Source organism: Roseovarius marisflavi, from assembly GCF_900142625.1.
In the GTDB taxonomy this organism is placed as follows: Bacteria; Pseudomonadota; Alphaproteobacteria; order Rhodobacterales; family Rhodobacteraceae; genus Roseovarius; species Roseovarius marisflavi.
The window spans coordinates 63,239-81,242 of the sequence record NZ_FRBN01000013.1 but is presented as its reverse complement, the minus strand read 5'-3'; the positions used below and the strand labels follow the sequence as shown (position 1 = coordinate 81,242).

Sequence of the window (18,004 nt, the reverse complement as noted above, 5' to 3'; positions counted from 1 at the left end):
GTCACACCTTCTTTGGCAGCCGCTCTAGCGCGGCATCAATCACACCGGCGGCCGTTTTGCTGACGCCTTCAAGGCGCGCCTCAAGCTCCGCCAAATCCTCCTGGCCGGTTTCACGCAGCAAGAAGGCCGCGCCGCCCTCGCCCATCAAACCCGGATCGAGCGGTTTGTCGCTAATCAGCCGCGCCACCATCTGTACCCGCCAACAGATCGCATAGGCATGCGCCAATGCATCCCTGTCACCGTCATCCAGCCAGCCGATTGCGACACCCCCGTCAAAGCCAGAGGCCACATCGCGCGCGGCCTGCCCCGCCATCAGCGTGCCCGCCTGCGCAATCAGCTCAAGTTCCATCAGCCGACCGGGACCGAGCTTGGCATCCCAGGGGCCCGCCGGGGCCTTGGCGGATGCGATGCGGCCCCGCATTTCGACAAGCTGGGCCAGCACCGCCTCGGGCGCACCCTTGTCGCGCATCAGGCTCTGGCGAAACGCCTCGACATCGCGCGCAAGGCCCGGCTCGCCGGTGATCACCTGCGCCCGGGTCAGCGCAAGATGCTCCCAGACCCAGGCGTCGGTTTCTTGGTACTCCTGAAACGACGGCCAGCTGGTGGCGACCGGCCCCTGATTGCCCGACGGGCGCAGGCGCATGTCAACCTCATAGAGCCGCCCCTCGGCCATGGGGGCGGTCAGCGCTGTGATCATCGCCTGCGTCAGGCGCGCGTAATAGGGCCGCGCCGCCAGCGGGCGGCGCCCGTCAGAGGCCTCGACATCGCCCGCGTCATAAATCACGATCAGATCAAGATCAGACCCGGCATTCAGCCGCGAGGCCCCGAGCGAGCCCATGCCAAGCACCACCGCACCACGCCCCGGCGGCGCGCCGTGCTTGGCGCTGAACTGTTCAATCACAAGCGGCCAGACCCCGGTGATCACCGCCCGCGCCAGGTCGGCGTATTGCGCGGCCGCCGCCTCGGCATCACACAAGCCGCGCAGATGATGCACACCGATGCGGAAATGCCATTCCTTGCGCCAGCGGCGCAGCGCATCAAGCGCGTGCTCGTAATCCACCTCGGGGCCAAGGCGCGCCGACAGCTCGGCCTCAAGCGCCGCCTGCCCCGGCCAGGGCGCAAAGAAATCGCCCGCGATCACCGCGTCAAACACCCCGGCATTGCGCGACAGATGCGCCGCAAGGGCCGGCGCGGTGCCGACGATATCGACCAACAGGTCGATCAGATGCGGATTGGCCTCGAACAGAGAAAACACCTGCACCCCCGCAGGCAGCCCCGCCATAAAGCCGTCAAAGGCCAAAAGCGCCTCGTTCGGGTTCGAGGTGCGCGCAAGACGGGCAAGGATATCGGGCTTGAGACGTCGGAAAATCTCGACCGCGCGCGCCGAGCGCAGCGCCGGATAGGTCGGCCAGCGCGCGATCACCTCGCCGTCAAGCGCCTCGGCGGCGTCACTGGCATCGGAGGCCTCTTCGGGTTTGAAGAACCCCTCGATCAGGTCATGCACCGCGTTCAGGCGGCGCAAAAGCGCGGCGCGAAGATCATCGCTCTCGCGGCCCATGAAGGCGGCGAGGCGGTCGAATTCTTCCCCGGAGTTGGGCAGAACATGGGTCTGCGCGTCACGCAACATCTGCAAGCGGTGCTCGACCTCGCGGTGAAACCGGTAATTATCGGTCAAGACCTCTGCGGCCTCGTCGGGCACCCAGCCCTTTTGCGCCAGGGCCGCCAGGCCCTCGACGGTGCCACGCAACCGCAGATCGGGGTCGCGCCCGCCCGCGATCAACTGCCGGGTCTGGGTGAAAAACTCGATCTCGCGGATGCCGCCACGGCCAAGCTTCATGTTATGGCCCAAAAGGCTTAGCGTGCCGCCAAGCCCCTTATGTTCGCGGATCGCCAAGCGCATGTTATGGGCGTCCTCGATCGCGGCGAAATCCAGATGCTTGCGCCACACGAACGGCTTGAGCGCGGCCAGGAACCGCAGACCGGCGGCGATGTCGCCCGCACAGGGGCGCGCCTTGATATAGGCCGCGCGCTCCCATGTGCGCCCAAGGCTTTCGTAATAGCTTTCGGCGGCGGCCATCGCGAGGCAGACCGGCGTGACGCTTGGATCAGGGCGCAGCCGCAGATCGGTACGAAACACATACCCCTCGGCAGTGCGGTCATTCAGCATCGCCGCCATTTTGCGGGTCGCGCGCACAAAGGAGGCGCGCGCCTCGTGATAGTCGTCCGGCGCAAAACGGGTTTCGTCGAACAGGCAGATCAGGTCGATATCCGAGCTGTAATTGAGTTCATGCGCGCCCATCTTGCCCATGGCCAGCACCACCATGCCGCCCGCCGTCGCGATATCCGCCTCGCCCATACCCGGAAGCTTGCCGCGGCGGATTTCCGCGCCCACGGCGGCCTTGAGCGCCAGATCACAGGCCAGATCGGCAAAATCCGTCAGCCGCCCGGTGACCACCTCAAGCGGCCAGACACCGGCCAGATCGGCCAGCCCCGTCAACAGCGCCACGCGCCGCTTGCCCTGGCGCAGGGCGTCGCCAAGCGCCTCGGCGGGCACCTCGTGCAACTCTGAAAAAAGCCGCTCAAGCGCCGCTTCGGGGTCATCAAACGCAGACCGAAGCCAGTCGCCCTCGCGCAGGATCAGCGATTTCAGAAACGGGCTACTGCCCCCGGCCCCGGCGATCAGATCGCTTAGCGGCTCTGGCAGATCGGGCATGGCGGCAAGCGCCTCTTGCCCGTCAACGGGATCATGGGCGCGGGGCAAACGGGTGATGCGGTCAATGAAATTCATCGGCCCAGTGATACAAGGCGCGCGGGGCTGGTCAATGGCTGACAGAGTTGGAATACTGCGAAAAAACCGAGGGACAATCATGAGCAAGAGCCTGAAACGCGTGACCCGCGCGCTTGTCGACGCGGGTCTTGAGATCACACCGGTCGAGACCGGCAATGCGACCACGGCGCAAATGGCGGCCGATCTTGTCGGCTGCGAGATTGATCAGATCGCCAAGCCGATCATCTTTCGCGGGCAAACCAGCGGGTCGGCGCTTTTGTTCGTGACGGCGGGCGGCAACCAGGTGGACGGCGCGCGCGCCTCTGCGCTTGCCGGAGAGCCGTTGGGCCAGGCCGATGCGGCGCTGATCCGGGCGCAGACCGGGTTTGCCATCGGCGGGGTATCGCCGGTGGGCCACCTCACGCCGCCGCGCGCGTTTTTCGATCCGCGCCTTTTGGCGTTTCAAACGGTCTGGGCGGCGGCGGGCACTCCGCGCCACCTTTTCGGCATCGCGCCGGATGTCTTGCTGCGGATTTCGGGGTCCGAGCTGGGGGACTTTAGCGCCGCTTAAACTGCGTCGGCCCTTGCAAATCGCCCTCGGGGTGCCGACCTTATACCGGTAACCGCCCCCTCGAAGGACCCAAATGGCCGATATGAGCGACATGAGCTGGCACCTGCCCGACCCTGGCACGCAGCCCGAATTTTACGCCGATGTGCCCACCAAACGGCTATTGGCCTTTGTGGTCGATACCATCGTGATCATCGCGATAAGCCTTGTGATCGTGCCGTTCACCGCCTTTACCGGCCTGTTCTTTTTCCCGCTTCTGATGACGGTGGTGGGATTTGCCTATCGGGTGATCACAATCTCGCGAGGCTCGGCGACCTGGGGGATGCGTCTGACGGCGATCGAATTTCGCACGGCAAGTGGCGAGCGGTTCGATCTTGGCATGGCCTTTGCCCATACTTTCGGGCTTACACTCTCATTCCTGTTGCCGCTGTTACAGGTGATTTCGATTGTCTTGATGCTCACGAGCGCGCGCGCGCAAGGGCTGAGTGATCATGTCCTCGGCACGGTTGCCATCAACCGCCGCGCCGCCACCTAAAACTAGCGCTATAACCCACTTGGCGGGGCGCATTATCATTGTTATCGTCGGGCAAACCAAGCCGGACCACTGAAAACATGCGTCACACTCTTCCCATCGCGCCCCAGTTTTACGTGACGGCGCCGCAACCCTGCCCCTATCTGGCGGGGCGGATGGAGCGCAAGCTTTTCACCGCGCTTCAGGGCGACGGGGCGCAACGGCTTAACGATGGTCTCTCAAAGCAGGGGTTTCGCCGCTCGCAGAACGTTCTTTATCGTCCGTCCTGTGCCGATTGCGCCGCCTGCCTGTCCGCGCGCATCAACGTGGCCAAGTTCACGGCAAGCAAAAGCCAACGCAAGACCATGCGGCGCAACGCCGGGCTGACGCGGCGGGCCACATCGCCCTGGGCCACCGAAGAGCAATACGCGCTGTTTCGCCGTTACCTTGAAAGCCGCCACGCCACCGGCGGGATGGCGGATATGGATACGTTCGAATTCGCGGCGATGGTCGAAGAAACCCCCATTCGCACCCGTGTGGTGGAATATACCGATAGCGCCTCTGGCGATCTGGCGGCGGTCTGTCTGACCGATATCCTCGATGACGGGGTCAGCATGGTTTATTCGTTCTACGAACCCGATATGCAGAGCGCCTCGCTTGGCACCTATGTGATTCTCGATCACATCCAGATCGCGCGCGAAAACGATCTGCCTTATGTGTACCTAGGCTATTGGGTGCCGGGTAGTGATAAGATGGGCTATAAGGCCGGGTTTTCCGGGCTTGAGGTCTATGTCGGCAACACCTGGCAGAAGATGCGCGACCCGGAGGCGTTCAGCAGCCATGCCCGCCCGCTTGTGAATGATCCGATTGCCGAGCAGGTGGCCAATATCTCATTGCCCGATGGGCGCCCGTTGCGCCCCAAGACCGTCTGAGGGCGGCTAGCCCGCTGGACAGCCCCGGATATCAACCGCATCGCCGCTGCTCAGGATCGTGATCCGCAGGCCGGAGCGGTTGAGCGCAAAGCTGTGACCCTCGGCATGGAAAATCTCGGTTTCGGCGCGCAGCCGGTTGCCGTTGCGCGACGTCACGGCCTGGGCAACCCAGAGATCGGGGTTGTCGGTTTCCAGAACTGCAAGCTCGCTCTTGCCCATCTGTTCCATATCCACCTCGGCCACGACGTGAAGCCCGCCCTTGACCGGCGTTACGCGACAGACGACACGGCCAACCCGCGCCTCTTTGGCGGTATAGGGCCGCGAGGCGAGCGCGGCGGCAATCTGCGGGTCCGGGCGGGTGACGCCACGCGGCAGGTCCTGCGCGATGCTGAGGGTGACGGGCACGCAGATATCGCTGCAAACGCCGATCTCAAGCTCGGCCGCAAGGTGGATAGGCTGCCCGGCTTTCGCGGGGGTCAGGCGGATCGGCAAAACCAGCGAATGCCGATACCCGATGGTGCGCATGCCATTGGTGACGGTTTGTACCGGTGTCGGCCATTCCACCGTCACCCCGGCGACATTTCGCGATCCGCTCCAATTAAAGTGCGGCGGAATGCCCGCCTCGCCCGGCGCGCGCCAATAGGTTTTCCAGCCGTCCTTGAGCACGAATTTCAACGCCGCCACATGGCTTCCGTCGGCCATGGTCCAGCCTGGAAGGACACTTACAGTGACCATGTCATCCAAGGATTTGGCAGGCGCGGCCTGAAGCGACAGCGACAGAGTCGCAACAAGAGAGAGGAAAAACGCTTTGATCATGGCACTGAAATGGGGCATGGCGCGGCGAATGCCAACTCACTTTCCGGAGAGAATTGTTAGCGTGACGTTAATGCCGCGCTTGCAGAGCGGCCCCATGATGCCCATTCTTGTGTAAAGACAAAGAGGTATCCCATTTGACCCAAGATATGGACCTGACCGGAAAAATGTTGATTGCCATGCCCGGCATGACCGATACGCGCTTTGGCAATGCCGTTGTCTTCCTGTGCGCCCATTCGCCCGAGGGCTCGATGGGGCTTATTGTCAACAAGCCGACGTCGGATCTCAAGGCGCGCGATATGTTTGAACAGCTCTCGATCACGATCGGGCCGGACGCGCGCGAATTGCCGGTCTATTTCGGCGGACCGGTGGAACATGGCCGCGGGTTTGTCCTGCATGAGCGCGGCTATAACTCGGCAATATCGACGCTGAACGTGAACGGTGATTTTGCCATGACGGCAACGCTTGATATCCTTGAGGACCTTGCCGACGGGCGCGGCCCGGCCAAGGCGCTTCTGGCGCTCGGCTATGCCGGTTGGGGACCGGGACAGCTTGAGGCCGAGCTGGCGCAAAACGGCTGGCTGACCTGTGACGCGGATCATGAGCTGGTGTTTGACATCCCCGATCCCGACAAATGGGAGGCCGCCCTGGCGCGCCTCGGGGTTTCACCGCTGATGCTGTCCTCTGATGCCGGGCGGGCCTGAGGCCGCGCTTTGGCGCTTTCCAACTGCGGCGCGGCGCTGATAGATTGACCCCCATGTCGCGCAGACCGCCCCTGACCCTGATCATCGTGCCTTTCGTGCTTGTCGTCGCCCTGATCGGCGGCACGGTCTGGCATTACGGCTATCGTCAGGCGCTGGATCAGCTGGAGCGGCGCGGCACGGCGGATATGTCTTTGGTGCTCGGCGGGCTGGTGTCTGATCTGCAACGCTACCGCGATCAGGCGGTCGCCCTCGCCGAACATCCGACCCTGACCGCGCTGAGCGGCCCCTCCACCCCGCATCAACAGGACGCGGCGCGCCGTCTTTTGGTCGCCGCCGCTGACCGGACCGGCGCCACGGCGCTGTTTTATGTCGATGCCATGGGCGATGTGCTTGCCGGCTCGCAGGCGCGCGCGCCCGAGGGTCTTGCCCGCTCGCAGTATTTCACCCGCGCGATGGATGGCGCGCTTGGCACCGCGCATGGGCTTGAGGGGGCGGCCAAACGGCGGGTGTTTCAATTCGCAGCCCCCTCTTTTGCCAGCAATGGCAAGGTTCAGGGCGCGCTTGTGGCGCTTGCCGATGCCGAGAACGTCGAATTCGGCTGGCGCGGGTCACAGACGGCAGTGTTTCTGGTGGATGACGAGGGCCGGGTCTTCATGTCGAACCGCTCTGAATTGCTTGGCTGGCGCGGGGTGCCGGGCGATGACCTGCTGATCCCGCCCGAGGGGGCACCGATCGGCTTTGCCCGCCAGAGCGTTGGCCCGCATGACATCTGGCAGGTCGACCTTGGCCCCTATCTTCCCAAACGTGCGCTGCAACTTGGCCAGGATCTGCCGCGCATCGGCATGACCGGCGTGGCGCTTGTCGATGTGGCCCCGGCCCGCCAGATCGCGGCGCTTCAGGCGGGGGCGGTTGCCGGGGGGCTGTTGTTCTTCGGCGCCTTGCTTGTCCTTACCCAGGAGCGGCGGCGCAGCCTTGCGCGCGCCAATGCCCAGCTTGAGGGCCGCGTCGCCGAGCGCACCGCGACCCTGACCCAGACCAACCTTGCCCTGCGCCGCGAAGTGCGCGAGCGCGAGGAGGCCGAGGCCGCCCTCAAGCGCGCCCAGGCCGAGCTTGTGCAGGCGGGCAAGCTGCGCGCGCTTGGCCAGATGAGCGCCGGCATCAGCCACGAGTTGAACCAGCCATTGATGGCGATCCGACAGTTTGCGGCCAACGCCGGCGCGTTCCTTCAGCGTAAGGAACCCGAAAAGGCCGCCGAGAACCTTGGCCGGATTGACGAGATGGCGCACCGGATGAGCCGGATCATCCGCAACCTGCGCGCCTTTGTGCGCAACGAGAACGAACCGACGGCACAGGTCGATATAGTAAAGGTGATCGACAGCGCGCTTGAGATGACCGGCGAGCGGCTTGGCAGAGATGGGATCGACATCGCCTGGCAGGCCCCGCCCCGTCCCGTCTGGGTGCGCGGCGGCGAGGTGCGGCTTGGTCAGGTGATGATCAACCTCATCACCAACGCCGCCGATGCGATGACCGACAGCGACACCAGGCGCCTTGAGATCGTGGTCGAGGGCGGTGCGCCGGTCACCGTGCGCCTGCGCGACACCGGCCCCGGCATTGAAGAGCCGGAAAAGATTTTCGATCCGTTTTATTCCACCAAGCTTGTCGGCGCGGGCGATGGCATGGGGCTTGGGCTGTCGATATCCTATGGGCTTGTGCAGAGCTTTGGCGGCAAGATCACCGGCACCAATACCGGCAGCGGCGCTGAATTCACCGTCGAGCTTGACCCGTGGACCGCAACCGCCCTGCCCAGAGATCAAAGAGAGGGGGCCGCATGATCCGGACTGTTCTGGTGGTCGATGATGACCGCCCGGTGCGCGAGGCGCTTGCGCAGACGCTTGAGCTTGCCGATTACAACGTGCGCGCGGCGGGGTCGTTCATCGAGGCCAAGGACCACATCACGCCCGAGTTCGAGGGCGTGATCCTGTCTGATATCCGCATGCCGGGGCGCGACGGGTTTCACCTTTTGGCCCATACCCGCGCGCTTGACGACGAATTGCCGGTGATCCTGCTGACCGGCGAGGGCGATATTCCGATGGCGGTCAAGGCGATGGGCCAAGGGGCGTTCGATTTCCTCGAAAAGCCCTGTGCGCCCGACGCCCTTATCCCGGTGCTGGAACGGGCGATGAAAAACCGCGTGCTGGTGCTGGAAAACCGCCGGTTGAAGGCACAGCTTGAAACCGGCGATCCGGCGGCGCGGATGCTGTTTGGCACCTCGCAGCTTGCCGAAGAGCTGCGCGCGCGGGTGCGTCAGGCGGCGCGCGCGGGCACCGAAGTGCTGGTGACCGGCCCGGCGGGTGCGGGTGTGTCGAAGGTGGCCGAGGTGATCCACCACATGTCGCAGGGCGCGGGCGGACCTTACGTGAAACGCGCTGCCGCGACGCTTGATCCCGGCGCGCTTGACGCGGCATTTCAATCGGCCTCGGGCGGCACTCTTTTCCTTGATGAAATAAGCGCCCTGCCCGCCGAGGCGCAATATGCCCTGCTGGAGCGCCTTGAAGACGGCGACAGCGTGCGTCTGATTGCCGGCAGCACTGCCGATCTGTCCGCCGCGGTCGAGGCCGGGCGCTTTAACGGCGACCTCTATTACCGGCTTGAGGTGATGCGCGTGCGCATCCCTGCCCTGTCCGAGCGGCCCGAGGATATCCCGGTGCTGTTTCGTCATTACGTGGCGCAGGCGGCCGAACAGGCCGGGCTTGCCGCGCCCGAGGTTGGCCCCGATCACCTTGCGGCGCTGATGGCGCAGGACTGGCCGGGCAACGCGCGCTCGCTGATGTCGGCGGCGATGCGCTTTGTGCTTGGCATGCCGGATCATGCCGAGGCCGCCGATCTTGGCCTTGCCGATCAGATGGCGCGGGTGGAGCGGTCCTTGCTTATCGCCGCGCTCGGGCGGCAAAACGGGCGCGCGTCAGAGGCGGCAAAAGCGCTCAAGCTGCCGCGCAAGACGTTTTACGACAAGCTCGCGCGCTATGGGATTCGCCCCGAGGATTACCGCCGCTGATCCCCGCCGTGATCTGTGCGAAAAACCGCACAACACCGCGACACCCCGTGCGGATTTCCGCACAGCGCGCGCGGAAGCGGCGTAGTGTCACATCACCCTTGAACTGTAACCTTCTGAAAACGATTAAAAATGCCGCGTATTGCGCATTTTCATGACATTTACTTGAGGCCACGCGCCGTTTCTCTCACGATGTGCTCACCGCGCCCCTCTGGGTGCTGCGTAGACACGTCTCAAAATGGGAGGAGACCCGAATGAAATTTTTGACCGCTGCCGTCTCGGCACTGGCCCTGACCGTTGGTGCCAACACTGCAATGGCCGCCTGCGATGATGGTGAAATCGTCGTCAAGTTCAGCCATGTGACCAACACCGACAAGCACCCCAAGGGCATTGCCGCCTCGCTGCTTGAAAAGCGTATCAACGAAGAGATGAACGGCACCATGTGCCTTGAGGTGTTCCCGAACTCGACCCTCTACAATGACGACAAGGTGCTTGAGGCCATGCTTCAGGGCGATGTGCAACTCGCCGCGCCGTCGCTGTCGAAATTTGAAAAGTTCACCAAGCAATTCCGCCTGTTCGACCTTCCGTTCCTGTTCTCGGACGTGCACGCGGTTGACGCCTTTCAGGCCTCTGAAACCGGCCAGGGCATGCTTGACAGCATGCAGCGCCGCGGTCTTCAGGGCCTTGCCTATTGGCACAACGGCATGAAACAGATGTCGGCCAACGTGCCGCTGATCGAGCCGTCGGATGCCGATGGCCTCAAGTTCCGGGTTCAGTCGTCTGACGTTCTGGTCGCGCAAATGGCCGCCATCGGTGGCAGCCCCCAGAAGATGGCCTTTTCCGAGGTTTACGGCGCGCTCCAGCAGGGCGTTGTCGATGGTCAGGAAAACACCTGGTCCAACATCTACGGCAAGAAGTTCTTCGAGGTTCAGGACGGCACGACCGAAACCAACCACGGCATCATCGACTATCTTCTGGTGACCAGCGTTGATTGGCTCGACAGCCTTGATCCGGCCGTGCGCGAGCAATTCCAGACAATCGTCAAGGAAGTCACCGAGACCCGCAACGCGGAATCGAGCAAGGTCAACGCCGAAGCCAAGCAGGCGATCATCAATGCCGGTGGCGTTGTCCGTCAGCTCACCCCCGAGCAGCGTGCCAAGTGGGTTGAAGTCATGAACCCGGTCTGGGACCAGTTCAAAGGCGACGTCGGCCAGGAAAACATCGACGCGGCCGTCGCGTCAAACTCGAACTCGTGACACGGGTTTAACCAGTACGGCCCTTGGCGACAAAGGTCTGTGTCAGCAACGGGCGGGTTCAAAAGACCCGCCCGATGTGTAGAAAATAACAATAAAATCTGGGAAACGGGACGATGAAGCACAAAACCGGGCTAATCGACACTATCGAGGAATCGGTGATTGCCACCCTTCTTGGTCTCATGACAGTGGTCACCTTCGCCAATGTCGTGGCGCGATATATCTTCAATGCAAACATTCTCTGGGCACTGGAATTGACCGTGTTCATGTTCGGCTGGCTGGTTCTGCTGGGCGCCTCCTATGCGGTCAAGAAACACGCTCACCTCGGGGTGGATGCGGTTCTGAACATGACACCGCCGCCGGTGCGCCGGGTTCTAGCGCTGATCTCGGTCGGGGCCTGCCTGATGTTCTCGCTGCTCTTGCTGAAGGGCACCTATGACTACTGGGCGGTCTTCGCAGATCTTCCGCCGACCTCGGGGCGCTGGTTTCCGACCGGGTTTGACATGACCGCCCGCAGCCAGAGCTTTTACGAGGTGCAGGACGTGCCGATGCTCGGCATCTTTCGCTTTCTCGAAGACATGATCAACTATGGTGACAGCTATGAAAAGCTGCCCAAGGTCGTGCCCTATATCGTGCTGCCGATTTCGGCATTCCTGTTGGTGCTGCGGTTTTCGCAGGTCGCCGTGCAGGTCTGGAAAGGCGAGGTTGACCGCCTTGTCGCCTCTCACGAGGTCGAAGACGAACTAGACGAAATTCGCGCCAGCCATGAGCACGATAGCCAGGAAGGAACACGATAATGGACGTGCTTTTGCTCTTTACGATGGTCATCACCCTTTTGTTGATCGGTGTGCCCATTGCGATCTCGCTCGGCCTCAGCTCGACGCTGTTCCTGTTGATCTATTCCGACAGTTCGCTGGCCTCGGTCGCCGGCACCCTGCTTGAGGCCTTTGTCGGCCACTATACCCTGCTTGCGATCCCGTTCTTTATCCTGGCGTCAAGTTTCATGACCACCGGCGGCGTGGCGCAGCGGATCATCCGCTTTTCGATTGCCTGCGTGGGGCATCTGCCCGGCGGTCTGGCGATTGCGGGCGTCTTTGCCTGCATGCTGTTTGCCGCCCTCTCGGGCAGCTCGCCCGCTACGGTGGTCGCCATCGGCTCTATCGTGATCGCGGGCATGCGTCAGGTTGGCTATACCAAGGAATTCGCCGCCGGCGTGATCTGTAACGCGGGCACGCTCGGCATCCTCATTCCGCCCTCGATCGTGATGGTGGTCTATGCCGCCTCGGTCGATGTGTCGGTGGGCCGGATGTTCCTTGCGGGCGTCATTCCGGGCCTCATGGCCGGTTCCATGCTGATGATCACCATCTATGTCATCGCCAAGGTCAAGGGCCTGCCGCAGGGCGAGTGGAAAGGCTGGGGCGAGGTCTGGACCTCGGGGCGCGAGGCCGGCTGGGGCCTGTTCCTGATCGTGATCATCCTTGGCGGCATCTATGGCGGTATCTTCACCCCCACAGAGGCGGCGGCGGTTGCGGCGGTCTATTCCTTCTTCATCGCCTGTTTCGTCTATAAGGACATGGGCCCGCTGTCGGCCTCGGATGGCACATCGATCAGCCTGATGCTCAAGCCACAGGCGATCCTGACGGCCTTTGTGCATCCGGATACGAAAAAGACCCTGCTGGACGCGGGCAAGCTGACGGTCACACTGCTTTTCGTGATCGCCAACGCGCTGATCCTCAAGCACGTGCTGACCGACGAACAGATCCCTCAAAGCATCGCCAACGCCATGCTGAGCGCAGGCTTTGGCCCGGTGATGTTCCTGGTGATGGTCAACGTGATCCTGCTGATCGGTGGTCAGTTCATGGAGCCCTCGGGCCTTCTGGTGATCGTGGCGCCGCTGGTCTTTCCGATCGCGATGGAGCTTGGCATCGACCCGATCCACCTTGGCATCATCATGGTGGTGAACATGGAAATCGGCATGATTACCCCCCCGGTCGGTCTCAACCTCTTCGTCACCTCGGGTGTGGCGGGCATGCCGATGATGGCGGTGGTGCGCGCGGCGCTGCCCTTCCTGGCTGTGCTCTTCGTGTTCCTGATCATCGTGACCTATGTTCCATGGATTTCGACGTTCCTGCCCAATACCTTCATGGGCCCCGAGATCATCACCAACTAGCGCCGCTCTCTCGGACGCTATGACAAAAACCGCACCACGCAGGCCCCGGCTTGCGTGGTGTTTTTCTTTTCAAATCCCGGCGCCCGCGCTCTTTTCAAAATAACCCGCAACAGGGTTTGAAACCCCGCCCTGCCCGCGCTACATGCCGCCAGAGCGGGAAATCCTTTACCGCGCCACATTTCGCCGATAACCATAAGCCCCGCCCATCCCCGACAGGAGACAGCCGCGTGACCACACAGCCCCAAAGGCATCAGCCATGAGCGTTGATCGCGACGTCTTTCTCGCCGCCATGCGCCAGGTTGCGGCCACGGTCACGGTTGTCACCACCGATGGCCCGGCGGGGCGCGTGGGCGCCACCGTCAGCGCCTTTACCTCGCTCACCGCCGATCCGCCCTCGGTGCTGGTCTGCCTGCGCTCCGATAGCCGGATCGCGCGCGCCGTCATCGAAAACCGGGCCTTCTGCGTCAATATCCTGCCCGAAGATGCGGTCGACGTGGCACAGGCCTTTGCCGGCCCCTCGCCCGATGCCCCCAGCGACCGGTTTTGCGGCCTCGCGGTCACCCATAGCGCCCAGGGCCCTATCCTGCCCCGCGCCACCGCCTTTTCCTGCGCTCTCAACGACCAGATGATCCACGGCAGCCACGCGATCTGCATTGGCAGCGTGCTGGAACTGGCAAATGCCGGGGAAAAACCGCTGACCTATCTCAGCGGCAGCTATCACATCGTGCGCCCCCACAAGAGCTAGAGCATGTCGCATGTTCGAGACGCTCAAAACCGGTTCCCACTTTTGAGCAACATGCTTTAAGCGCACCCTGCCCTTCTTCCTGGTGCAAATACTCATCGTTGCACCGCTGGCCAAACCGGGCTGCGCCTGCCATATCTCGCGCAGCCCTTACCGTTGCGGAGCCCGCCCATGACCCAGATCATCACCTCGCTCACCGAGATTTCCAACAAGTACGACGCCCTGTTTGTCGATCTCTGGGGCTGTGTGCATGACGGGGTGCGCGCCTTGCCCGGTGCCGTTGCCGCGCTTCGGGCCTACCGCGCGACCGGCGGCATGGTGGTTTTGGTGACCAATTCGCCGCGCGCCCGCCACGGCGTTGAAAAACAGCTTGTCAGCTTCGGCGTGCCCGAGGATGCCTGGGATACCATCGCCACCTCAGGCGACAGCGCGCGCGCCGCGATGTTTCGCGGCGTGGTCGGCGAAAAGGTGTTCTTCATCGGCGAGGATCGCGACACCAAGTTCTTCGAGCCGCTGCACCTGATCGAAAACCCCGTCGATATCCGGCGCGTGCCGCTCGACGAGGCCGAGGGCATCGTCTGCGCCGGTCCGTTTGATCCCACCGCCGACCCCTCCGAGATGCGCCCGCAGTTCCTTTATGCCAAGCAAAAGGGCATGAAATTTCTTTGCGCCAATCCCGATATCGTGGTGGATCGCGGCGAGCACCGCGAGTGGTGCGCCGGCGCCCTGGCGCGGCTTTATACGGAAATGGGCGGCGAGAGCCTCTATTTCGGCAAGCCGCACCCGCCGATCTATGATCTGGCCCGCCGCCGCCTTGCAGAGCTTGGCCATGATGTCGAGGATTCGCGCATTCTGGCGATTGGCGACGGGGTTCTGACCGATATCGCCGGGGCCATGGGCGAGGATATTGATTCTCTTTTCATCAGTGGCGGCCTTGCGGCTCAGGAAACCAAAACGTCGCAGCAGCCCGACCCAGAGGCGCTAAGCACCTACCTGCAAAAGGAAAACTCCTCACCAAGCTATGCAATCGGGTTTCTGCGGTGACAGAAAGGGCTTGATTTTGCTGCGGTTGCGAAGTAATAAAATTCCAATACGGGCACTTTTTGCGCCTTAATATTACGCACCGAACAACGCAACACACCACCCGGAGGGGCGCATGTTGGATAATATGCCACGCGGCACGATCTGTATCGAAGACATTGAAATGGGCATGACGCGCCATCTGCGCAAAGTTGTCACCGACCGCGACATCGAGATGTTCGCTGAGGTTTCGACCGACCGCAATCCGGTGCATCTTGATGATGATTATGCCCGCGACACGATCTTTGAAGGTCGCATTGCCCATGGCATGCTGACCGCCGGGCTGATTTCGGCGGTGATCGGCGAGCAACTGCCCGGTCACGGCACCGTCTACATGGGGCAAAGCCTCAAGTTTCTTGCGCCTGTGCGCCCCGGCGACATGGTTCATGCCGAGGTTGAGGTGATCGCGATTGACCACGGCAAGCGCCGGGTTCAGCTTGATTGCCGATGTCTGGTGAACGGCAAGAAGGTGTTGATCGGCGAGGCCACGGTTCTGGCGCCCTCGCGCAAGTTCGACTAAGGCGTGCCCGCGCGCTCTTTGGCCCTTGCGCCGCCCTTGGCGTGACCGCATTCTGCGGCCATGAGTGACACACCCAAATGGGGCGTTGTGGCGACCGTCAAGGCGCCTGCCCGCGATATATTGAACTTTGCCGCCTATCACCTTGATCTGGGTGCGCATCGCATTCACATCTATCTTGACGCCCCGAACGCCGAGGCCGAGGCCGCCCTGCGCGCGCATCCCAAATGCCGTGTGATCGTGTGCGATGAGGCCTATTGGCGCCGTCGTCGCCGCAAGGGCCGACCCGATGCCCATCAGCCCCGCCAGAGCCTGAACGCCACCCATTGCCTGAACCGGCGCCCGCAGGTGGATTGGCTGGCCCATATTGATGTGGATGAATTACTGCTGCCTGCAAGCCCGCTGTCGGTGCAATTGGCCGCCCTGCCCGCCGATACGCTGAGTGCGCGCGCGCGACCGATCGAGGCCCTGGCGCCTGACCTCGCCGATCCCCCGCCCGAGGGGCAGCAATGGTTCAAATCCTGCGCCCGCCTTCAGGGACGGCGCCGCGAGGACACCAATGCGATCTATCCAACTTTCGGCCCGCACCTGAATGGCGGCTTTGTCAGCCATGTCGCGGGCAAGGTCTTTGTGCGCACCGGGCTTGAGAACATAAGCCTGCGGATTCACAACGCATTTGTTGACAAGGTGATGGATGACACGCCGGTTGAGCTCTCTGAGACCCGGCTCTGTCACCTGCACGCGCCAAGCTGGGAGCGGTGGCAATCGGCCTTTGCCTATCGGCTGCGCCATGGCTCTTACCGCGAAGGGCTAAAGCCTGCGCCGATGGCCGATGGCGCCGGGCTGAACATGCACGCGCTGTTCTCGATGCTTGAGGGGGATGGCGGCGAGACAGCCCTGCGGCAATTCTTTGACGAGGTCTGTACCGCCACACCGGCCCTGCGCGCGCGTCTGGCAGAGCGAGGCCATCTCCATAATGTGGCCCTCGATCTTGACCGCAAACGCGCGCTGCATTTTCCCAGTCACCGCTGATTGCTGCCAATTTGGATACAATCTTTGGTGTGGACCGGTGCATTGTCATCGCTGCAGAGCACTCCATTGACCAGCCCCCCTATATTCAGGTAAGTGCAAGCCACCGGATCATCCATGTGGAGAACCACAGGCCCAAGAGGGGCCCGATCCGGTCTCATACGTACGGGCCAGGATTGTGTCCGTAAATTACGGATGCCCATGACCAAATTCTCAGATCTGAATCTTAATCCCAAAGTCCTCAAAGCTGTCGAGGATGCCGGATATGAAACCCCGACCCCCATTCAGGCGGCGGCGATCCCCCCCGCCCTTGAAGGTCGCGACGTTCTGGGCATCGCCCAGACCGGCACCGGAAAGACCGCAAGCTTCACGCTGCCCATGCTGTCGCTTCTGTCGCGCGGGCGCGCCCGTGCGCGGATGCCGCGCAGCCTTGTGCTCTGCCCGACGCGGGAATTGGCCGCACAGGTGGCCGAGAATTTTGACACCTATTCCAAGTACCTGAAACTGACCAAGGCGCTGCTGATTGGCGGCGTGTCGTTCAAGGAACAGGACAAGCTGATCGACAAGGGCGTTGATGTTCTGATCGCCACTCCCGGTCGCCTTCTCGACCATTTCGAGCGCGGCAAACTGTTGCTGACCGGGGTGCAGATCATGGTCGTGGATGAAGCCGATCGCATGCTTGATATGGGCTTTATCCCCGATATCGAACGCATCTTCAGCCTGACGCCCTTTACCCGCCAGACGCTGTTCTTCTCGGCCACGATGGCGCCCGAGATCGAGCGTATCACAAATACCTTCCTCTCCGCGCCCGAGCGCGTCGAAGTCGCCCGACAGGCCACCGCCTCGGAGACGATCGAGCAGGGCGTTGTCATGCTCAAGGCCTCGCGGCGCGACCGCGAAGCCAGTGAGAAACGCAACCTGTTGCGGGCGCTGATCGAGCGTGAGGGTGACAAGTGCACCAACGCCATCGTGTTCTGTAACCGCAAGGTCGACGTGGATATCGTTGCCAAATCGCTCACCAAATACGGCTATGACGCGGCGCCGATTCACGGTGATCTGGATCAGAGCCAACGCACCCGCACGCTTGACGGCTTTCGCGCCGGCGACCTGCGGTTTCTGATTGCCTCGGACGTGGCCGCGCGTGGCCTTGACGTGCCCGCCGTCAGCCATGTGTTCAACTTCGATGTGCCAAGCCATGCCGAGGATTACGTGCACCGAATCGGCCGCACGGGCCGCGCCGGGCGCGATGGCAAGGCGCTCATGATCTGCATCCCGCGCGACGAAAAGAACCTCGCCGCGATCGAGGATCTGCTGCAAAAGGCGATTCCGCGCGTCGATAATCCGCTGCAATCCGGCACCGCCCCCGAGGCAGAAGCCGAAGCCGCCCCCGCGCCCGAGAAAAAAGCCGCCAAACCCCGCGTAAGCCGACGCTCCAAGAAATCCGAAGAGCCAAAAACCGACGCACCTGCGGCCAAGGCCGAAGAGACCCCAAAACCGCAAGAGGCTGCCGAGGCCCCGGTTGCCGCCCCCGTCGCCGCCCAGGAGGCAGCACCGGAGCCGCAGCAACCCGCCCCCAAGCCGGAGCGTAAAGAGCGCTCCTCGCGCCGGGGTGGTGGCGGCGGCTCTGATCGCGGGCGTCAGGATCATGGCGGCGGCAAGGTGACGGGCATGGGGGACCATTTGCCCGGCTTCATCGCCCTGAGCTTTGACGAGCGGCGCACCCGCTAGAGGGTCTCCTGCGGGCCAGCCTGAAAGGGCTGGCAAGCCCCCCGTTTTCCCAGAGCATGTTGCTCAAAAGTGGAACCCGGTTTTGAGCTTCTCAAACATGCAAAATCAATACGTTGGAGGGGCTCGCGTGAATTCGAA

General features: G+C 62.8%; 16 protein-coding genes. 14 read left to right on the top strand and 2 right to left on the bottom strand.

Features of this window, described 5'->3' with window-relative positions:
- Window position 1: 1 nt before the first annotated feature.
- Window positions 2–2,788 carry a [protein-PII] uridylyltransferase family protein gene (locus BUB78_RS12515; protein ID WP_073198430.1) on the bottom strand — a complete coding sequence of 929 codons (2,787 nt, stop codon included), beginning with the start codon at window positions 2,786–2,788 and terminating at the stop codon, window positions 2–4.
- Between the two features lie 79 nt (window positions 2,789–2,867).
- Between BUB78_RS12515 and BUB78_RS12510 the strand changes: the two genes are divergently transcribed.
- From BUB78_RS12510 to BUB78_RS12500, 3 genes are all read left to right on the top strand, one after another.
- Window positions 2,868–3,338 carry a YbaK/EbsC family protein gene (locus BUB78_RS12510; RefSeq protein WP_073198429.1) on the top strand — a complete coding sequence of 157 codons (471 nt, stop codon included), beginning with the start codon at window positions 2,868–2,870 and terminating at the stop codon, window positions 3,336–3,338.
- 82 nt (window positions 3,339–3,420) lie between these two features.
- On the top strand, window positions 3,421–3,870 hold the full coding sequence (locus tag BUB78_RS12505; RefSeq protein WP_073198453.1) for an RDD family protein: 450 nt from the start codon (window positions 3,421–3,423) through the stop codon (window positions 3,868–3,870).
- A 77-nt stretch (window positions 3,871–3,947) separates the two neighbouring features.
- Window positions 3,948–4,778, top strand: coding sequence for an arginyltransferase (locus BUB78_RS12500; RefSeq protein ID WP_073198428.1), 831 nt, complete (start codon window positions 3,948–3,950; stop codon window positions 4,776–4,778).
- A 6-nt stretch (window positions 4,779–4,784) separates the two neighbouring features.
- Here BUB78_RS12500 and BUB78_RS12495 read toward each other — a convergent pair whose 3' ends face one another.
- Window positions 4,785–5,594, bottom strand: coding sequence for a protein-disulfide reductase DsbD domain-containing protein (locus tag BUB78_RS12495; protein WP_073198427.1), 810 nt, complete (start codon window positions 5,592–5,594; stop codon window positions 4,785–4,787).
- 146 nt (window positions 5,595–5,740) lie between these two features.
- Between BUB78_RS12495 and BUB78_RS12490 the strand changes: the two genes are divergently transcribed.
- From BUB78_RS12490 to BUB78_RS12440, 11 genes are all read left to right on the top strand, one after another.
- A complete protein-coding gene (locus BUB78_RS12490) occupies window positions 5,741–6,295 on the top strand; it encodes a YqgE/AlgH family protein (RefSeq protein WP_073198426.1) in 555 nt (184 codons plus the stop codon).
- 53 nt (window positions 6,296–6,348) lie between these two features.
- The gene (locus BUB78_RS12485; protein WP_073198425.1) at window positions 6,349–8,127 is read left to right on the top strand and encodes a sensor histidine kinase; all 1,779 of its coding nucleotides are present in this window, start codon (window positions 6,349–6,351) and stop codon (window positions 8,125–8,127) included.
- Window positions 8,124–9,350, top strand: coding sequence for a sigma-54-dependent transcriptional regulator (locus BUB78_RS12480; RefSeq protein ID WP_073198424.1), 1,227 nt, complete (start codon window positions 8,124–8,126; stop codon window positions 9,348–9,350). Before BUB78_RS12485 ends, BUB78_RS12480 begins: the two co-directional genes overlap by 4 nt.
- Before the next feature lie 251 nt (window positions 9,351–9,601).
- The gene (locus BUB78_RS12475; RefSeq protein WP_073198423.1) at window positions 9,602–10,603 is read left to right on the top strand and encodes a DctP family TRAP transporter solute-binding subunit; all 1,002 of its coding nucleotides are present in this window, start codon (window positions 9,602–9,604) and stop codon (window positions 10,601–10,603) included.
- 113 nt (window positions 10,604–10,716) lie between these two features.
- On the top strand, window positions 10,717–11,397 hold the full coding sequence (locus BUB78_RS12470; RefSeq protein ID WP_073198422.1) for a TRAP transporter small permease: 681 nt from the start codon (window positions 10,717–10,719) through the stop codon (window positions 11,395–11,397).
- Window positions 11,397–12,770: a TRAP transporter large permease gene (locus BUB78_RS12465; RefSeq protein ID WP_073198421.1), complete on the top strand. Its 1,374-nt coding sequence runs from the start codon at window positions 11,397–11,399 to the stop codon at window positions 12,768–12,770. Before BUB78_RS12470 ends, BUB78_RS12465 begins: the two co-directional genes overlap by 1 nt.
- A gap of 256 nt (window positions 12,771–13,026) precedes the next feature.
- Complete coding sequence (locus BUB78_RS12460; RefSeq protein ID WP_073198420.1) at window positions 13,027–13,515, top strand: flavin reductase family protein; 489 nt, start codon at window positions 13,027–13,029, stop codon at window positions 13,513–13,515.
- A 168-nt stretch (window positions 13,516–13,683) separates the two neighbouring features.
- Entirely contained in the window at window positions 13,684–14,556 is an 873-nt protein-coding gene (locus tag BUB78_RS12455) for a TIGR01459 family HAD-type hydrolase (RefSeq protein ID WP_073198419.1), read from the top strand.
- A gap of 112 nt (window positions 14,557–14,668) precedes the next feature.
- Complete coding sequence (locus BUB78_RS12450; RefSeq protein ID WP_073198418.1) at window positions 14,669–15,112, top strand: MaoC family dehydratase; 444 nt, start codon at window positions 14,669–14,671, stop codon at window positions 15,110–15,112.
- A gap of 60 nt (window positions 15,113–15,172) precedes the next feature.
- A complete protein-coding gene (locus BUB78_RS12445; RefSeq protein ID WP_073198417.1) occupies window positions 15,173–16,141 on the top strand; it encodes a glycosyltransferase family 2 protein in 969 nt (322 codons plus the stop codon).
- Window positions 16,142–16,339: 198 nt separating this feature from the next.
- A complete protein-coding gene (locus BUB78_RS12440; protein ID WP_073198416.1) occupies window positions 16,340–17,866 on the top strand; it encodes a DEAD/DEAH box helicase in 1,527 nt (508 codons plus the stop codon).
- Window positions 17,867–18,004: the final 138 nt, after the last annotated feature.